Raw genomic sequence first — 13,607 nt, forward strand, 5'->3', positions numbered from 1 at the left:
ATCAACTTGCCCTCCTGAGCCTGTCGTAACGGGCACAGTCGGCGACCGGCTCATGGGTCAACCGCAGCGCATCCGGGATTTGCAGGGTTGCTGACCTGCCACTGAAGTTTCATCCGGCTGCGATTAGAGCCTCGGCGGAGCCTGAAGTACGCAACGCTCCTGGACATCACGATCCATGCTGTGAATGCGTCCCAGATCCAGATCGTCCATCCAATGACACGACGGAAAAACACTCCAGTAAACATATAGGTCGGTTGACCGATCTATAGAAATGTGTTGAAACGCTTTCATCAGACTTTTTGGAGGAGGAGGTCATGGTTCAACCTGATATTTCAAGCTATCTGCTTACCGAGGCAGCCCCGGAACGCAACATCAGGCTTACCGGCCAGAAGGTTGGCGTTCTGTTCGTCGCGCGCTACATCACCGCTCTGATCGGGATTTACATCGCCTTGATCACGCCGGCATCCGTCACCCTTGCGATCAGAGTTGGGCAAATCGATCCACAGGGAAAGGCGTCGTCACTTGCGCTCGTTGCAAGCATAGGTGCCGCGGCTGCCCTCTTTTCGAACCCCATCTTTGGTATGCTGAGCGATCGTTCGACTTCCCGTTGGGGACAGCGCCGTGTTTTCATATTCTGGGGCTTTCTCGTCGGGGTTCTCTCGATCTTCGCAATAGGTGCGGCGCCTACCATTCCACTTGTTGCGTTGGGTTGGGCCGTTGCGCAGGTCGCTTTCAATGCCGCAATCGCGGCAACGATCGCCGTACTTCCCGAACGTGTGCCGACGAAACTTCGCGGACGAGTATCGGGGTTTATGGGCATGACTGGGCAGTTGGCCGTTGTATCCGGGGTTTTCCTCATTCAGCTGGTTGGAACCAAAGGCGTGGGCATGTTCATCTGGCCCGCTATACTCGGATGCGCGCTTGTTCTGCCGTTTCTCCTCACGCTGAAGGAGGTCCGTCGACACCCAGGTGAGGTGCCGAACCTCACACTGAAAAGCGTGTTCGGGGCTCTATGGATCAATCCATTCCAGCATCGGGACTTTGGCCTCGTCTGGGCTGGGAGATTTCTTGCCTGGACCGCACTCTATCTCCTAACGACATACAAGACTTACTTCCTGATCGATCGCCTCGGTTATTCGACGGAGACGGTGGCACCAATCCTTACAACGGCGATGTTCGTGCTTGCAGTTGCTGTCGCCATTTCAAGCGTGGGTGGCGGCTTGCTCTCCGACTATCTGGGGCGTCGTAAGCCGTTGGTCGTTGTCGCCTCGATCTTCTTCGTCATCGCGATGCTCGTTGTCGCCTTTGCAAACAATGTCGAGTCGTTTTTGATCGGCATGGCCATTGCTGGGCTCGGTAATGGCCTCTACTTCGGCGTCGACTATGCCCTGGTTTCCGAGGTGATTCCGGACCGTGAGAGTTCGGCGGGTAAAAGCATGGGTGTCTTTAATCTTTCGAGCACGATTCCGCAGACGATTGCCCCTGTGATCGCCCCAGTTCTTTTGAGCATCAACTCGAATGGAGCCGGTGGAAACTATACATCGCTGTATCTGTTCGCTGCAGCCTTTGCGTTGCTGAGCGCCCTCTTTATCCAGTTCATCAAAGGTGCAAAATGACAAACGTATCCCCTCAAACTCCGGGGCTGGATGCCAACGATCTGGAAGCCTTGTCTCTTACGACGGGCGCCGACTATTGGACAACGGCAAAAGCTTCTGGATTCGGAATTAAGTCGATCCGTCTCGCGGATGGCCCCCACGGCCTTCGTGTGCAGGACGATGAGAACCCCGATCATCTGGGGCTGGAACGCAGCGCGCCAGCCACATGCTTTCCACCTGCGGTAACGCTCGCGTCGTCGTGGGACGTCGAACTTATCGAAAAGGTGGGAGAAGCTTTGGGAAAGGAGGCTCGAGCCGCGGGCGTGAACGTTGTGCTCGGGCCGGGCCTAAATATCAAAAGAAGCCCATTATGTGGTAGAAATTTCGAATATTACTCAGAGGATCCCCTGCTAACAGGGATCCTAGCCGGTGCGGCAGCACGAGGGCTCCAATCAAAAGGCGTTGCTGCCTGCTTGAAGCATTTTGCGGTCAATAACCAGGAAACAGACCGGTTACGGGTGAGCGCGAATGTTGCTGAGCGCCCATTGCGAGAAATTTATCTCCGTGCTTTCCAGATCGCCCTGAAAGAGTCTGCCGCCTGGTCCGTGATGTCGTCTTACAATCGGATCAATGGCGTGTTTGCGTCGCAAAATCATTGGTTGCTAACGCAGGTGCTTCGCGATGAATGGGGCTTTGAAGGCGTGGTGGTTTCTGATTGGGGCGCTGTACGCGATCCAGTCGATGCGCTGATGGCTGGTCTTGACTTGCGCATGCCCGGCCGCCCCGAAGACGGTCGGATTCATGACGCTTTGGCAAATGGAAAGATCGATCCGACTATTCTGGCCAACACGGTGGAAAGGATACGGCTTCTGTCAGAACGCACGTCGCCTTCCACGTCAGCAGATCCGGTTGACTACGCGCAGCACCATGAGCTTGTGCGTAAGGCCGCCGCGGATTCCGCTGTTCTTTTGACGAACGACGGGGTCTTGCCTCTTGCGTCAGAACAAGGCGTCAAGATTGCCGTTATCGGTGAGCTGGCTCGTCAGTCGCGATATCAAGGCGCAGGCAGCTCGCGAGTTAATCCTACCAAGGTTGTAAGTGGCCTGGAGGCTCTGACTGCGCGAGCTCACGAGGTCGGCATGGAACTGGAGTTTGCTAGCGGCTATGTCCTTTCAGGACCTCCAGATAATGCCTTGGTCGAGGAAGCGGTCGAGGTAGCCGGTCGTGCCGATATTGTGATCTTATTCATGGGCTTGCCCGGTGAATTTGAGGCGGAAGGGCGCGATAGAACGACGATTGACCTTCCAGCAAATCAGACAGCTCTGGTTACTGCTTTGAGCGATTCAGGCAAGAGGACCGTCGTCGTCTTGAGCAACGGATCCGTCGTCACAACATCGCCATGGCGCAATCATGTAAACGCGATAGTGGAGTTCTGGCTGACGGGGCAGGCACACGGAGATGCGGTCTCCGACGTATTGTTTGGCGTCGTCAACCCGAGTGGAAAACTCGCCGAGACTATCCCTGTTCGGCTTGAAGATTCCCCTGCCTTCCTCGCATTTCCCGGTGAAAATCAGAATGTCGAATACGGCGAAGGTATTTATGTCGGATACCGCTATTATGATGCACGCGACATTGCGGTCGACTACCCATTTGGCCACGGGCTGTCGTACACAACCTTCGAATATTCCAATTTGGCGATCAACGTCCGGCCTTTGTCTGATCCGATAGCGTTCGATGCAAAGATCAGGGTCAGCAATACCGGAGAGTATTTCGGTCAAGAAGTTGTTCAGTTATATGTCGAGGATTGCAATCCAAGCATTGCTACACCTCTGCGCGAGCTACGTGGCTGGGAAAAAGTCGGCTTGGCACCTGGAGAAGAGGCCACCGTCGAAATCTCAGTCAAACGGGATCATCTTTCTCATTGGCATACTCTCAGCCAATCCTGGGTTTTTCCGGGGGGTGAAGTGGTCGTTTGCGTCGGTAGTTCGTCTAGGGACCTCCCATTGAAGCAACCCGCCATCGTGCCTGGCTCCAAGATCGTGCTTGAACTCGACGAATGGTCGACCTTCGGGGAATGGTTGGATAATCTCGAACTCGGACCGAAACTGAGCAAGCTGATCGAAGAACGTGGTGGCTTGAAAGGCCGTATGGCTGACCTTCTCGCTGATGAAGGGGGTGGTCGAGACGCGGTTCTCTCTGTGCCGCTGGCAACAATCGTTGAGTTTCCTGGCGTTCCAGTGTCACTCGAGGATATAAGAACTATCACTGGCAAAGGTGCTTGAAAAATTTTCCTACTCGCGTCTAGGAATGGGAAAACGGCCGGTTGGGTGGTGGGCAAACTGTTGCAGACCCTTTGCCTTTGCACTAAACACTGGACGATATTGCCTAACCTGATCGGGGACCCATGCCACGTGCGTCGAAAAATGCCGAACAGGGGGAGCGGACACGGGCAGCGATTCTGGCGGCGGCAATCGAGCTTTTTGGCGAAAAAGGCTATAGAGCGACATCTGTGAGCGATATTGCCAAGCGCGCAGGCGTGGTGCAGTCGGCATTGCATCACCATTTCGGCGCGAAGGAACAGTTGCTCGACGCAGCTTTGACGCTGCATTATCCCTCGTCCGTTGTCAGACCCGACATGCAGTCGGTCGCCAGTGGCAAGACCGAATTCGTTGACGAAATGATGGGTGCCGCGCGGCGTAACATAGCCGACAGGAACTTGGTCCGCTTTTTCTCTGTCATGACAGGTGAGACTTTAACGGAAGAGCACCCCGCTCACCGTTTCTTTGTTAATCGGTACGACATAGCCCGTGATGGTTTCACCGACGCCATCGCTCAGGCAAGGGGCATCACAAACGAGAATACTCGCAAGGAGATTGCACTTCTCGTTTCAATTCTTTTTGGGGCGTCGGACGGCTTGCAAATGCAATGGCTTCGAAATCCAACAGTTGATTTTGTTGCCGGGCTGGAGAAGGTCGCGGCAATGGTTCGTGCAGCCATAAATAGTTTGCCGTCCAAGTAATGGGTGGCTGACGAGCTGCCAGGTCCCTGGACAGTACGTGTTGGTACGTCGCGTAAAGCGATGTGCTTACTTAACCATTTCCGTGGGGAGGAAAATTGAATCTAAGACCCTCAATAAAGTCCCCAAATAGTCCGCTCTCCCATTCATGCAAAACTCTTCGCGCGTAACTTTGAGCGCGCATAACTTTGAGAATATCTTGCGCCCGATTGCCATAGCTTCAACGTCAGCCGCGAGATAGATCAGGTTTGCCCAGCGATCGGTGTCATCCGGGCGTTATCTGAAGGCTCAAGCATTCTCCCTACTTCTCACTGTCGCTGAGTGGGCCGCTTGCCATAATTCACTTGACGAGCGACCCACTTGCGCGGTCCACGAGACGTATTCCGGCACCTCGGGAGGTATCAGTCGTTCATTGTTGTGGCGGCACCGTCTTCATCGAAGTCTAGCCGGTTCAGGCCGCCGGTTTGGTATTTCGGCCAAGCCGGCAACCCTTCTCCATTAGGATCGCCGGTTTTTACGAAGTTGATAAGATAACTACTCGCCAACGAGCTAGTTTTGGCGTCGAGAGAGGTAACCGTGTCCCCATATTTAGCATGGAGCGTCCGAAAAAAGAACGGGATCTCGCTTGCGTGGCTGGCACCACGAGTTTCAGGTGTTCTAACGGACTCTGCGACGTACGAGAATTGGTAGTAATATACCGGGATATTCTCGCCCGACAACGTTCGCGCGATGGTCTGGGCTCCTGCGATCATAGGGCCGTCAATGCCAAACAGATCTGCGCTGGTGGCGCCAACCATGATCGGCACTTTCCGAAACCTACCCGTAGAATAAGCCGCAAGTGCGTTGACCGCGACCTGACCGTCATACATGGGCAGGGTATATGTCTTCGGGCCATCAGAAGGTTTTTCGAACAAGGTCGCCATACTCAGACCATCCGTGACCTCTTCGGCGCTAAGAGCTCGAAGTTTTGCGATCGGCTCACTGGCCGACGCTTCTATTCCTTTCGCCTTAGCAAATGCTGTGCCTGCCTGCTCGGCGCTCGTTTTATCTGCCATCATGAGCTTGCCATCGCCACCTGACTGGATCACCGCCTTGTGGAATAGATTTTTGGTCATAGGTGAGGTGAGCAAAGTATGGATGGACATGCCCCCTGCGCTTTCTCCAACGATCGTTACATCCTCTGCGTTGCCGCCAAAGGCGTGAATGTTACGTTTCACCCAGTTAAGCGCGGCGATCTGATCCATAAAACCGTAGTTTCCAAGCGGCTCGCCTTTCGCCTCATGTGTGAGCTCGGGGTGCATGAAAAAGCCAAAGCGCCCGACTCGATAGTTGAAACTGACGAAGACTATGCCCTGTTTCGCTAGTTCCGCACCGGAGTAGGTCGGCGGCGAAGCTCCACCATTCAAGAATCCGCCCCCGTAGATCCACACGAGGACGGGCATTTTTATCGCTGGTTTCGCAGGGCGCCACACATTGAGATAGAGGCAGTCCTCAGTGGGTGGCGTGCCGAGAGGAGCAGCATCGTTTGCCATCGGCTTCTGCATGCAGTCACTGCCATATTCTGTTGCGGTGCGTGTTCCAGCCCACTCAACGGGCGCTTGAGGAGCGCGCCAGCGCAGACTGCCGACGGGCGATGCGGCAAACGGGATGCCCTTGTACGAAACGACGCCTCCGCTTTCCGCGCCGCGCAAGCTTCCTGAATCGATAACGACCTCCGAGGAACTTTTCGCCTCAAATGTTTCTTGCGCATGACTGGTTGCTGTCATGAAGAGAATGCTGAACAGATACGAGGCGATGACAAGTTTCATTCTGAATATTTCCTTTTCCAGACCAGCGAGTGCAATTCATATCTGCAACCAGATCGGCGTTTAGGGACTCAGCTAATTTTGGCGGGCCCCGATCTTACGGTTGGCGGTATGGAATTGCGGACTGTGAAAATACTCATTGCGCAAATCAGGGTCAGTATGCTCAGAGCGAAAAAGAATGGCGAGATCCTTTCAGCTGTAACCAATGTACCACCCGCAAAGGTTGACAATATTGCGCCGAAGAAGCCTGCGGCCAAAGCTGTCGACGTGCCTTTGGCGCGCGACGAGGTTGGGAAAATATGGGCAGCGACAACGAAAAGCGACGACTGGACGCTGTTCACGAAAAAGCCGATTAGGCCGATTGCGAGATATTGTGCGATTCCGATCGGATCTGCCCCTCCAATTGCAAGGCAGAACGCGGTGATCGTTGCAGCTAGACTGAATCCGACCAACGTCTTCCTAGACCCAAATTGCCCGATCATGAAAGCGCAGGCCACCGGACCGATGACACCACCAAGGTTAAAAAATGTAAGCCCTCTCGCTGCCAGACTGGGCTCTGCACCGTGCGAAGTCAGCAGTATCGGAAGCCAATTGAATGCGCAGTAAACCACAAAGAGGCATGAGAAAAAGGAAAAGCAGAGCGCAAAGGCATCGCGCCTCACCGAAATGACATCGGCCAGCTTCACATTTGTGCCCGGAGTTTGAGCGAAACTTTGCGAATGGGCCCGGGTCTGGGAAGATTGCGCCGGCTGGCGGGAAACAAGACGGCTCAGGAGGCCAGATAGCCCGGCGTCATCGTTAATTTTCCTGGCAAGAAATCTTGGAGATTCCGGGACGAAGCCGAATAGGATCATCCCGACGATAAGTCCGAAGGCGCCGATGCAGACATGAAGTCCGCGCCATCCCAAACTCGGCAAGAGAAGTTCTGCCGCGATACCGGCCAACATGCCGCCCAGAGGCACGCAAAGGATCACGATTGTAATCATGGCGGTCCGCCATGCTTTGGGTGTTGTTTCCCCAGCTAATGTTGTTGAACAGGGGAGAGCGCCTCCCAGTCCGAGCCCGACGAAGAAGCGTAATGCGATCATAACGCCCACGCTGGACGCCAGCGACATCAGGGTGGTCGCGATGGCGAAAAGGATCACACATGCGTAAAGGGTTGGCCGTCTCCCTATACGGTCTGCAACCAAGCCTGCGCTCAGGCTACCGATCATCATGCCGAAAAGTCCAAGTCCCAGCATCGGGAGGAAGAAGCCCGCCCCTGAGGAAAATTCGGCAGCGATGCTAGGCAGTGAATATCCGATTGCCTGATTGGCGGCGCCGTTGGCCAAGATGGCAGACGCCGCCAGTAGAACCACAAGGCCGTGCTTCTTTCCAAACGGAAGCTCATCAAGGGCGCGTTCGAAATCCTCTTGGGAAATGGTACGTGAGGTTGGATTAATGGCCAGGCGCGTCATTGGGCGGAAACTCCATCTGTCGATGTCAATCATCTTTGTCGCTTGGATGAACTTCGACCGATCGCACCACGTTCGAAACGATGACGAGGTGCAGGGTAGGGTGGCCAGCAGAGATCACCCGATGCGGCTTGCACTTGACGAGCTACTACTGGCCCCGATCAACCAAGATTGCTTGATCTAGTGTTTTGATGCCTCCTGGTGGCCTTTGTGATTATCGCGAAGGGTTTTGACCTCGTCAGCCGCAACGGGCGCTGCCTTATTACTCCACGCCTGTCGGAGGAACGTTGCGAGTTCCGCGACTTCCTGATCTGAGAGGCGATGTGAGAAGCCCGGCATCCGCAGTTTGGCCGGACGTGTCGCGGTCGATGGCATCTCGGCGCCATAGAGGATCGTATTCAGGAGGCCTTTGCTGCTATCAGCGTTCACGATCGATGCCTTATCCAGGGCTGGGAAGACCTCAGGTGCTCCCTTCCCGTTGACGAAGTGGCAAGCGCTGCAATTGTCGAGATAAAGACGTGCGCCGAGCGAGAGGTTGATGGCTTCTGTCAACTGTTTGGTCGTCTGCTCCTCTGCCTTGTTCGGTTCGGAACTGGCGGCGACGTGTCCTTCATTGAGAGACATTAGATAACGCGTGATTGCATCTGCATCGTAAGCGTTCAAGTATTGCAGAGAGTTTTCGACGACAAGCGCCATTTCACCACCGACACCCGCATGGGTATTGCGTCCGGAAAGGAGGTAGCTTTTGAGGTCGGCTTCGGTCCAGTCGCGAATTTCACTGTTCGGGCCACGCAATCCGGGCGCGTCCCAGCCATCGATTTGTCCGCCGGCGAGATAACCGGCGCTGCTCGAGTCGGCACCGTCCTGTGCCATGAACAGATTTCTTGGGCTATGGCATGCCGCGCAATGGCCGGGACCATCGACCAGATATTCGCCTCGCGCAAGCTCGTCATCCTTGGCAGTCGGCTTGAAGCCGGGCGCACTCAACGCTACCCAGTTCCACAGCCGCATGCCCCAGCGCTGGTTGAACGGGAACATTAGCTTCGTTTCCGGAAGATCCGTCTTCACAGCCGGAACCTGATGCATGAGGTAGTCGTAAAGTGCGACAATATCAGCTTCACCGAGTTTCCGATAATTTTCGTAGGGCATGGCCGGGTAGAGCCGCTGTCCTCCCTTGCCGATGCCGTCGAGCAGAGCCGCCCGGAATTGGTCCAGCGTCCAGCCGCCGATGCCGCTTTTTGCGTCGGGGGTAATGTTCGTCGCGATAATTGTGCCCATTGGGCTTTCGATATGCAGGCCACCGGCAAAAGGTTTGCCGCCGGGAGCGGTATGACAGGCCGCGCAGTCGCTGAGCTGTGCCACGTATTTGCCCGAACCCGATACAGCCACGCCAGCGTCGGGCAGTTGTGGTTTGGTGAGCACCGGAGGCACAAAAATTACGGCGCCAAGAAAGGCGACGCCCGTGAACGCTGCGATGCCGGCGGCTACTAGAAGTTTTTCCATCTCAGGTGCTCCCGCATCAAATTAGTGGCCGAGGCGCCTGGATGTAGCGCGTCAGGATGGCTTCCGCGGCGTAGTAAGCCAATGCGCCGACAGCTCCCGTCGGGTTGTATTGTGTGTTCTGTGGGAACGCGTTGGCCCCAACCACGAAGACGTTGTGCACGGACCAGGACTGTTGGAAGCGATTGAGCGCGCTCTGGGTCGGGTCGGCGCCCATGATGGCGCCGCCAACCGTGTGGGTGGTCTGATAAGGCCGAACGTCGAAGTTCGAGCCGTCGCGCATGTAGTTTGACGAAATCGAATCCGGTTGCATGGCGTGTGCCAATTCCTCGATCTTGGTCTTGGCGTGATTAGTCATGCGGATGTCATTGGGTTTCCAGTTGAAAGTCATGCGCATAAGTGGGCGCCCAAAGCGGTCCTGATACGTCGGGTCGAGGTCAAGATAGCAGTCGCGGTAGGACATGTTGGCACCGTGCGAGACGATCTGCATCGAGTGTCCGTACCAGTCACCCACCTTCTGCTTCCAGTCCGCGCCCCAGCCCTTTGTTCCAGCCGGTACGGCGGTCGATAGAATCGGAGTGCCGCCCTGTGTGCCAGCCATGAAGAAGCTTCCGCCGACAAAGCCGAGTTCAGCAAAGTTGTTTTGGCCAACGGAAAAGTCGTCGATTGCCACGCCACCACAGCCAGAAGCCATGTAGGGCTTGAAGTCCTTGTCCTTGTAGAACAGGCGGGTGGCTCCCATGACCTGATAGGAATAGTTGCGGCCGACGACGCCAGTTTCCTGAACCGGATCGTATGCCTCACCAATGCCGGACAAAAGCATCAGATGAACGTTGTGAAGCTGGAAGGCCGTCAAAATCACGATATCTGCCGGCTGGAAAACTTCCTCGTTGGCGTATTCGTCGAAGTAGGTAACGCCTGTCGCCGTCTTGCCATCGGCAGACTTCTCAATTTTCAGCACTTCGCATCTTGTTTTGTACTGGAAGTTGGACAACCGTTTCAGGGCGTCGAGAACGCATGTCTGCGGCGACGCCTTGGAATAATTGAGACAGCCATAGCGACCGCAGAAGCCGCAAAAATTGCAAGGCCCAAGCTGCATGCCGTATTCGTTGGTGTATGACTCGGACGCGTTCGACGCGGGCAAAGTGAACGGATGGTATCCCAGTTCCTTTGCGGTCGTCCGAAACAACGCAGCGTCATAGGTATCGGGAAGCGGCGGCAGCGGATATGGCCGCGCGCGCGGACCTTCGAAAGGGTTGCCGTCTGGAACGACTTTCCCCTGTACGTTGCCTGCTTGTCCGGAGACCCCTGCAACATACTCGAACCGGTCCATGTAGGGCTCGAGTTCCTTGTAGGTGATGCCCCAGTCGCGAATGGTCATGCCTTCCGGAATGACATTCTTGCCAAAGTTCTTCTCTGTGTGGGTCAGGAGCTCGAATTCCGCTTCCATCGGGCGCCATGTCAGGCCGTTCCAATGGATGCCAGCGCCACCGACGCCGTCACCGGGCAAGAAGGCGCCGAGCTGCCGATAGGGCAAAGCCGTCTGGTTGAGTTCATTACGGATGGTGACTGTGGATCGGCGCGGCTTCTGCATGAAGCCCATGCGCACGCCATAGCGCAACTCGTCGGCAACGTCCGGATATTGAAAGTCAGGAACCGTGTTGCGGTCATCGCCGCGCTCCAGCGCCAGAACATCCATGCCAGCCTTGGCGAGTTCCATCGACATCAGTGACCCGGCCCAGCCGAGGCCGACCACGACAACCTGTTTCTTGGGTGCAACGCGCGCCATGTTAAGCTCTCTCTCCGGAAATCGATACTGGACCAAGGGGGTAGGGAACGTTGTGGCGGCTGATCCACTCGGTGTATGCGGCACGCGCGCCCGGAAAGCCGATGTAGACCCAAGCCTGCATGCCGTGATTGCCACCGTAGATCGGATCGGCGAAGTAACCCTCCTTGGTATTCTGAAGGAGTAGCGGGAAGAAATCCCGAAGTTCCGGAGACAGCGCGACTTTTTCGTCACCACGGCCCTCGAGTGCGGTCAGGGCGCTGTCCTGCTGCGGTTCAGTCAGCGCAGCGAAATGCTTGCCATGTTTCCCAAGACACCATTGGTCGAAAACCTGGATGCCCTTGCGATAGAGTTCGGCGGGCGTGAGCGGTGTTTGGTAACCCATTGTCGGTGCAACGGTCGGGTCGTGCGGGCCATCCATGTACCAGTCTGCGGCCGCGCCATATTCCGCCGCCAGCTGCCGATCCAGAAAAACGGGCACGCGTGTCTCGATGGCGCCAGGCCCATCGCCGGACGAGGGGATGAGGCGGGCGACGGCTCCTATCACGAAGTTCCACTCTTCTTGTGTGAAGAACAGTCGCTCGTACTGATCCAGGGGTACCGGGGGCTGCAGCTCCTTGGTATAAACCTTCACCGGAATGCCGGCGATGAGAACGGAAGCTGTTCCGGCTTTGAGAAAGCCTCGGCGGGTCGGGCGATTGGACAAGTCTGTCATTTTAACTCCTCAGCGAGAGTCCAGATCAATGGCCGTCCGCGAGGGGCGAGCCGATGGCTAGCTCGGCAGAAGCTAATATCTCAAAATACGAGATTAACAACTCTATATTTGAGATTGATCAAACTTGTGTCGGTGACGCCATACGGTCTAAAAGGGAACGCTTGCAGGAGTACGAATAGCCGTGACAACCAACGTAAACTTCTCTTTGATCAAGGGTCTCGCAATTCTGGATCTTATTACGGAAGGTCGACCCGAGATCACGACAGCAATCGTTGTGAACGAATTGGGCATGAATGCCGCCACTGCACATCGATTTCTCATGACGTTGGAAGAAGCGGGCGCCCTAACGCGGTTGCAACGGGGAACCTACGTCCTTGGGCACCAGATCAGTGAATTGGGCTTGTTAGCGATGAAAGCGAACCCGCTTCTCGCAACCGTGCAGCCCATCCTCGACAGCTTGTGCCTGAAGATCAATGAGTCAGTGTCCGCTGCGCGGTTGCTCCGACCTGGAATAACCTGCATTGCGACGACGGTCTCTCGGCAGGATGTCACAATCAGTACCCGAGTTGGCCGAATTTTCGAAACCCATGCGACAGCTCATGGCAAGGTTTGGCTCGCATTTATGGAAAAAGCCACAAGTGACCGATATCTCGAGGCAACACTCTCGAACGTTGAGCCAGGCCCTGAGCGCCGAGAGATCGATAGCTTCCAGGTGGAATTCTCAGCAATTCGAGAAGCGGGATACGCTGTAAACAAGGGCGAGAGGGAGCCGGAAATAGGCGGAGTTGCAGTGCCTGTGTTCAGCGCTTCTGGGAAGGTTTTTCTGACGCTTGCAATGTATTGTTTCGTTAGCAGGCTGACAGAAAAGGTGATTTCGGATTCCGTGGGAGAACTGAAAGCGGCGGCCACTGCAATCTCTGAGGCGGTGAACTTGAGAGAGCAGTCCTCGCCGTCTCTTAGTTAGCCGCATGCTAGTTGTCTCGGTGGGATAAAGCTTATGCGAAGCCAGCTCGCGCAAGTTCTTCTTTTGCAATGGAAACATAATCGAGAAGATTTGCGTCCGAAATTTCCGCAGCCAAGCCTGACACGGTGACAGCGCCAAGAAAGCTTCGATCGGTATCAAATAACGGCAGCGACACCGAGGCAAAATGGCGTAGCCGTTCGCCACTCGACAGAGCGTACCCGAGGGTGCGGATTTCTGAATTGTCTGCGATTTCCGTGTCTGTGTGAGCCAAAAGAATCTTTGCGGCTGAGCCACCGTGTTGCAGGGGAACTGGCGTCCCCAGCTCGACGTAATTCGTGTGGCTGGACCTTTTGCGACACCGGCTCATGCACACGCGTTGGTCGCCCGCACGAAAGAGACGTCGGCTTCCACAGCGGCATCCTCGCTGGACAAGCCAGCCGCTACTTCTCGCCAGAACCGGCACAGGTTCTCACGCTGCCATACAACAGGTGGCCGACCTGGCGAGGATAATTTATGCTGCGTTGACCGCTCCGACTTCCGTCTTCCCGTAGCCATTCACACCTCCTAGTTTGGGGTGTTGCGGCGACCGGTTGAATCTGCCTTGAACGCCCCTGTCCGAATGGTGCACGAGCCCGCCGCCATGAACGGGACGCCGATCATGAAGTACCTGTTCAAGGGCATTGAGGACAAAGCTCGCATGTGCCGTCCGGCTCGCCCGCCAGCCAACGATGCGCCGGGTGTCAATCAGCACTGAACATTCACCCCTTTTACT

10 protein-coding genes and 1 pseudogene are annotated in these 13,607 nt (G+C 55.7%); 4 read left to right on the top strand and 7 right to left on the bottom strand.

All coding sequences use genetic code 11. The annotated features are described in order from the left end of the window. The first annotated feature begins 314 nt into the window (after positions 1-314). The 3 genes from RS75_RS23985 to RS75_RS23995 all read left to right on the top strand — a co-directional run bounded on the left by RS75_RS23985 (position 315) and on the right by RS75_RS23995 (position 4,614). Positions 315-1,616: an MFS transporter gene (locus RS75_RS23985; protein ID WP_045025116.1), complete on the top strand. Its 1,302-nt coding sequence runs from the start codon at positions 315-317 to the stop codon at positions 1,614-1,616. Beyond that, entirely contained in the window at positions 1,613-3,877 is a 2,265-nt protein-coding gene (locus RS75_RS23990; protein WP_045025117.1) for a glycoside hydrolase family 3 C-terminal domain-containing protein, read from the top strand. The genes RS75_RS23985 and RS75_RS23990 overlap by 4 nt, the downstream gene beginning before the upstream one ends. A gap of 122 nt (positions 3,878-3,999) precedes the next feature. Further along, positions 4,000-4,614 carry a TetR/AcrR family transcriptional regulator gene (locus RS75_RS23995; RefSeq protein WP_045025119.1) on the top strand — a complete coding sequence of 205 codons (615 nt, stop codon included), beginning with the start codon at positions 4,000-4,002 and terminating at the stop codon, positions 4,612-4,614. 398 nt (positions 4,615-5,012) lie between these two features. On the opposite strand, the gene RS75_RS24000 is transcribed toward RS75_RS23995, so the two are convergent. The 5 genes from RS75_RS24000 to RS75_RS24025 all read right to left on the bottom strand — a co-directional run bounded on the left by RS75_RS24000 (position 5,013) and on the right by RS75_RS24025 (position 11,871). Continuing rightward, complete coding sequence (locus tag RS75_RS24000) at positions 5,013-6,419, bottom strand: carboxylesterase/lipase family protein (RefSeq protein WP_045025120.1); 1,407 nt, start codon at positions 6,417-6,419, stop codon at positions 5,013-5,015. A gap of 68 nt (positions 6,420-6,487) precedes the next feature. Beyond that, positions 6,488-7,906, bottom strand: a complete 1,419-nt coding sequence (locus RS75_RS24005) for an MFS transporter (protein WP_084687202.1) — start codon at positions 7,904-7,906, stop codon at positions 6,488-6,490. A 144-nt stretch (positions 7,907-8,050) separates the two neighbouring features. Then, a complete protein-coding gene (locus RS75_RS24015) occupies positions 8,051-9,373 on the bottom strand; it encodes a c-type cytochrome (protein ID WP_045025122.1) in 1,323 nt (440 codons plus the stop codon). 16 nt (positions 9,374-9,389) lie between these two features. Next, complete coding sequence (locus RS75_RS24020) at positions 9,390-11,159, bottom strand: GMC family oxidoreductase (protein WP_045025124.1); 1,770 nt, start codon at positions 11,157-11,159, stop codon at positions 9,390-9,392. Position 11,160: 1 nt separating this feature from the next. After that, complete coding sequence (locus RS75_RS24025) at positions 11,161-11,871, bottom strand: gluconate 2-dehydrogenase subunit 3 family protein (protein ID WP_045025127.1); 711 nt, start codon at positions 11,869-11,871, stop codon at positions 11,161-11,163. Positions 11,872-12,052: 181 nt separating this feature from the next. On the opposite strand from RS75_RS24025, the gene RS75_RS24030 reads away from it, so the two are divergent. Beyond that, entirely contained in the window at positions 12,053-12,835 is a 783-nt protein-coding gene (locus RS75_RS24030) for an IclR family transcriptional regulator (RefSeq protein WP_045025128.1), read from the top strand. Between the two features lie 31 nt (positions 12,836-12,866). Here the strand turns inward: RS75_RS24030 and RS75_RS25230 are convergent, their stop codons facing one another. Further along, the gene (locus RS75_RS25230) at positions 12,867-13,106 is read right to left on the bottom strand and encodes an IclR family transcriptional regulator domain-containing protein (RefSeq protein ID WP_052679751.1); all 240 of its coding nucleotides are present in this window, start codon (positions 13,104-13,106) and stop codon (positions 12,867-12,869) included. A gap of 240 nt (positions 13,107-13,346) precedes the next feature. Further along, positions 13,347-13,607 (bottom strand): annotated as a pseudogene (locus tag RS75_RS27015) (hypothetical protein); the annotation flags it as partial.

It is taken from the genome of Rhizobium nepotum 39/7, assembly GCF_000949865.1.
Taxonomy (GTDB): Bacteria; Pseudomonadota; Alphaproteobacteria; order Rhizobiales; family Rhizobiaceae; genus Agrobacterium; species Agrobacterium nepotum.

What these genes read in the sequence shown, in the direction of transcription:
- RS75_RS24000 (WP_045025120.1), bottom strand. Translation starts at nt 6,419, where the DNA reads ATGAAACTTGTCATCGCCTCGTATCTGTTCAGCATTCTCTTCATGACA.
- RS75_RS23995 (WP_045025119.1), top strand. Translation starts at nt 4,000, where the DNA reads ATGCCACGTGCGTCGAAAAATGCCGAACAGGGGGAGCGGACACGGGCA.
- RS75_RS23985 (WP_045025116.1), top strand. Translation starts at nt 315, where the DNA reads ATGGTTCAACCTGATATTTCAAGCTATCTGCTTACCGAGGCAGCCCCG.
- RS75_RS24020 (WP_045025124.1), bottom strand. Translation starts at nt 11,159, where the DNA reads ATGGCGCGCGTTGCACCCAAGAAACAGGTTGTCGTGGTCGGCCTCGGC.
- RS75_RS24005 (WP_084687202.1), bottom strand. Translation starts at nt 7,906, where the DNA reads ATGATTGACATCGACAGATGGAGTTTCCGCCCAATGACGCGCCTGGCC.
- RS75_RS24025 (WP_045025127.1), bottom strand. Translation starts at nt 11,871, where the DNA reads ATGACAGACTTGTCCAATCGCCCGACCCGCCGAGGCTTTCTCAAAGCC.
- RS75_RS23990 (WP_045025117.1), top strand. Translation starts at nt 1,613, where the DNA reads ATGACAAACGTATCCCCTCAAACTCCGGGGCTGGATGCCAACGATCTG.
- RS75_RS24015 (WP_045025122.1), bottom strand. Translation starts at nt 9,373, where the DNA reads ATGGAAAAACTTCTAGTAGCCGCCGGCATCGCAGCGTTCACGGGCGTC.